The sequence below is a fragment of the Kitasatospora sp. NPDC057512 genome (assembly GCF_042802135.1).
Lineage (GTDB): Bacteria > Actinomycetota > Actinomycetes > Streptomycetales > Streptomycetaceae > Kitasatospora.
The window spans coordinates 1-4,046 of record NZ_JBHVET010000748.1 but is presented as its reverse complement, the minus strand read 5'-3'; the positions used below and the strand labels follow the sequence as shown (position 1 = coordinate 4,046).

Sequence of the window (4,046 nt, the reverse complement as noted above, 5' to 3'; positions counted from 1 at the left end):
GCGCCGGAGCGGAACCGGTCAGAAGACGTCGAAGTAGTCCCCGATCCACAGCCCCCGGCCGGCGTCCACCGTCCGCAGGTCCGAGGCGCGGTAGTCGGCGAGCCGGATGCAGCGGAAGTCGAAGCTCACCCGGGTCGAGCCGGTGTCGTTCACCTTGTTCCCGTGGTTCCAGCCGACCGCGTCGAAGACCAGCAGCCGCCCCACGTCGAGTTCGGTCGCCGCGTAGTCCTCCGAGCCCTGCTCCCGCTCGACCCACACGGAGTTGGTCCCCCAGGCACGGGTCAGCGGCAGCCAGAAGTTCACCTCGCCCTCGGCGTGGTGGTAGTCGCCGTCCTTGTGGAACTCGCCGACCGCGACGTTTCCCGGGAAATGGATCCGGAAGGTGGGAACGCGCTGGAAGCAGAACTCGTCGGTGCCGAGCACGTCCGGCACGAAGGATTTCACGAAGCCGCGGTACAGGTCCCGGACCCTGGGCTCGAACTCCCGGTAGAAGGCGGCGTGGAACTCCGTGGACTGGTCGGTCCGCCAGGTGAGCAGCTCCATCGGGGCGTCCGGCCGCAACGTGCTCAGGTCCTCGGTCCGGTAGATCGACCGCACCGCCGCGGCGAAGTCGAACACGGCCGGATCGTACTCGTAGGTCTTCGGCTGCATGCTCTCCCACACTCCCCGAATTCTCCTGGCGGACAAATGCCTCCTGGTCGAGAAACTAGCGCAGCGGCCCTGTGCCACCAAGACCTTCCGGGCGGCAAGAGCACGACGGGAGAAAGCGGTCCGGAAGAAGCGCGGGCACCCGTCGCCGGACTACTCCGGCCCCGCCGCGTCCACCGCCGGCACCACCTCCTCCCGCAGCCGCCGGGCCGAGGCCGCCACCGATCCGGCGGCGGCCTCCCGGGTGTCGCCGACACCGACCATCAGCCCCACCAACTGCGCCTCCAACAGGCGGTCGGCGTCGCAGGGCTCGATCAGGTAGCCGCCGAGCTCCAGGACGACCAGGCCGTGCACCGCCGACCACATCTGGTGCGCCACCAGTTCCGGGTCCGCCGGGCGGAACCGGCCCGCCCCGATGCACCGGGCCGCGCACTCGGTCACACCGGCCAGCGTGTAGCGGCCGTACTGGCGGTCCTCCTCGTCGAGCGAGAACCCGGCCAGCGAGGAACCGCCGAACATCACCGCGTACAGGTGGGGGTTGGCCTGCGCGTTGCACCGGTACGCGCGGCCCAGCAGCGCGAGGTCGCACACCGGGTCGTCACTGGGCCGCACCCGGGTGAAGTGCTGCTGGAGCCGGGCGAACCCCTCGTGGACGATGGCCCGCGCCAGCCCGCGCATTCCGTTGAAGTGGGTGTACAGGGCCATCGTCGAGGTGCCGACCTCGCTCGCGATGCGGCGGGTGGACAGTGCCTGCGGCCCCTCCTCCGCCAGCAGCCGGGCGGCGATGGTCACCAGCCCCGGGCGGGCACGGGGATCCGAGCGACGCGGACTCATGTCCCCAGTCAACCAAAACGCCGTTGCGCCGGAGCCGGTCGCGGTCCACAACTCCCGATCCCAGCACACTGCGAGAAGCGGCCCCCAGGACGCCCGGCGTAGCTTCCCAGTCACCCGGCGCGACCGCCGCCCCCCCGACCGAAAGGCCGCCCCCGTGCTCTCCAGACCCCTCGGCGCCGCGATGCTCCTGTACGCGGGCAGTGCGATCGTGCTGGTCTCCTCCGCCCTGGCCTTCCACCACGCCTTCGCCATGGACCCCGCGATGCCGATGCCGACGTCGATGTCGATGCCGATGGAGATGGCGCACGCCCCGACCGACGCCGGACGGAAGCTCGACGGCATGCCGCTGGCGGAGATGCCGGAGATGTTCACCGCCTTCGCCGGACTGCTGCTCGTGGTGGCCGGCGCCGCCCTGCGCGGACGGGCGCGCTCGGCCCCGACCGAACTCCGCGCGGGCCGGCGCGGCCGGCTGCTGATCGCCGTCATCGGTACGGCCGCCCTGACCATCGACATCAGCAAGACCTCCACGCTGGGCTTCGTCATCCCCGGCATGCGGGCCGACTACGGCCTCGACCCCCGGACGGCCTCCCTGCTGGCGGTCTGCGGGCTGACCGGGACGGCGGCCGGGGCACTGCTGTTCGGCGTGCTCACCGACCGGATCGGCCGCCGCAGCTCCTACCTGATCGCCACCCTCGGCTTCACCGCCACCAGCATGTGCGGCTCGATGCCCTCCTTCCACGGGAACCTGCTGATGTGCGGCCTGATGGGCCTGGCGGTCGGCGGCCTCGCCCCGTTGCTGATCACCCTGCTCACCGAGGCGGTCGGCGGGCGGGTCCGCGGATCGGTGGTGGTGGCGCTCTCCGTCGTCGCCACCGCCGTCGGCTACCTGATCGCCGCCGGCTCGGCCCTGTGGCTGGAGCCGGTGTTCGGCTGGCGGATCCTCTGGCTGATCGGCGCCCCCACCGGCGCCGCGCTGGCGCTTCTCGCGCCCTTCGTCCCCGACTACGTGGCGCGCTCCGCCCCGGCGGCGCGGAGCGCGCCGGTCCCGCGCCGGGACACACGGTCCGCGCGGGCCCTCACCCACGGCCTGCAGCGGGCGTTCGCCACCCTGATCGGCCTGCTCACCTTCGGCCTCACCACCTGGGTGCCGAGCCTGGCCCGGATCGGCGGTGTGCCGGTGCGCACCGCGAACCTGATGCTGACCGTGGCGGCGGTGGTGATGGTCCCGTGCGCCCTGCTGCTGATGCTGGGCTACCGCCGGTTCGGTCCGACCAGCATGGCGGCGGGCCTGGCCACGGTCACCGCCGTGCTGCTGCTGGCGCTCACCGCCAGCGGCGCGGTGGCCCAGGTGGGCTGGATCTGCGCGGGCGCGCTGGTGGCGGCACTGTTCTCGGTGAACTCGATGGCCGCGATCTTCCTGCCGATCGCGGCCGACCTGGCCGATCCGGAACGGCGCGGCCGGACCACCGGCTGGGTCTCCTTCTTCAACCGGCTGGGCGGCCTGTGCGGGCCGCTGCTGCTGGCGGGTCTGGTGTCCTCGGCCTCCGACGTCCTGCTGGCGGTCTCCGTCCTGGCGCTGCTGTGCGGTGCGGCCGCCTGGTACATCAGCCGCCGGAGCCGGCTCGCGGCCCCGGCGCTCGGCGCGGCGTCCGAGTGACGGGGGCGCGGGTGCGGCCGGTGGCAGAGCACGGGCGGAGAAGCCCGCCGATCTCCGGGAGTCGATACTGGAATCGCCCAACTCGCCACGGTTCGAGGCGGATTGGGAGGGCTCCGGGCATCCGGCCGGTTCCGCTCAACGGAAGGAAGAGGCATGGTCGACCGACAGGACGTGATCTCCGCGCTGGTGCTGGACGGCGAGGCCGTCGACGCGCTGGTGGCGAACCTGCCCGAAGCCGACTGGGCACGCCCCACGCCGGCTCCCGGCTGGACCGTCGCCCACCAGGTCGCCCACCTCACGGCCACCTTCAGGCTGGCCGGACTCGCGGCGGGCGATCCCGAGGCCTTCCGGGCGGTTGCCGCCGGCATCGGGCAGGACATGGACGGCGCGGTGCAGCAGGCCCTCAAGCCCTACCTGGCGAAGGCGCCGAAGCTCCTGCTGGAGAGCTGGCAGACCGAGCGCCGGACCGCGGAGGAGGCCCTGGCGGCCGTTCCGGCGGACCGGCCGCTGCCGTGGCTGGTCCGCCCGCTGACGGCCCCCGTGCTCGCCGCCGCCGGCATGATGGAGCTGTTCGGCCACGGCCAGGACATCGCCGACGCGCTCGGGGAGCGCCGCGAGCACACCGACCGGATCCGCTACCTGGTCGAGTTCGCCGTCCGCACCTGGGACTTCGGCTACCAGGCCCGCGGGCTCACGCCGCCGGAGACGACGTTCCGCTTCGAGATCACCGCTCCGTCGGGCGCCCGGTGGGAGTTCGGCCCCGCCGACGCGGAACAGCGCGTCAGCGGACCCGCCGTCGACTTCTGCCTGCTGGTGACCAGGCGCCGGCACCGCGACGACCTCGCCCTGACGGCCCGCGGCGAGGACGCCGACGCCTGGCTCGACCTCGCCCAAGCCTACCGCGGCC

Annotated in this window: 4 protein-coding genes; 2 read left to right on the top strand and 2 right to left on the bottom strand. The window is 72.9% G+C overall.

Going from position 1 to position 4,046, the window contains the following annotated elements; all coding sequences use genetic code 11:
- Positions 1 to 18: 18 nt before the first annotated feature.
- Together ACFU6K_RS33105 and ACFU6K_RS33100 are read right to left on the bottom strand one after the other, a co-directional pair.
- A complete protein-coding gene (locus ACFU6K_RS33105) occupies positions 19 to 663 on the bottom strand; it encodes a streptomycin biosynthesis protein StrG (protein ID WP_380669370.1) in 645 nt (214 codons plus the stop codon).
- A gap of 138 nt (positions 664 to 801) precedes the next feature.
- Entirely contained in the window at positions 802 to 1,482 is a 681-nt protein-coding gene (locus ACFU6K_RS33100) for a TetR/AcrR family transcriptional regulator (RefSeq protein ID WP_380669368.1), read from the bottom strand.
- A gap of 154 nt (positions 1,483 to 1,636) precedes the next feature.
- On the opposite strand from ACFU6K_RS33100, the gene ACFU6K_RS33095 reads away from it, so the two are divergent.
- On the top strand, positions 1,637 to 3,139 hold the full coding sequence (locus ACFU6K_RS33095) for an MFS transporter (RefSeq protein WP_380669366.1): 1,503 nt from the start codon (positions 1,637 to 1,639) through the stop codon (positions 3,137 to 3,139).
- A 153-nt stretch (positions 3,140 to 3,292) separates the two neighbouring features.
- Positions 3,293 to 4,046 (top strand): TIGR03084 family metal-binding protein (locus tag ACFU6K_RS33090; protein ID WP_380669364.1); only part of this gene is annotated, 754 nt, incomplete at its 3' end.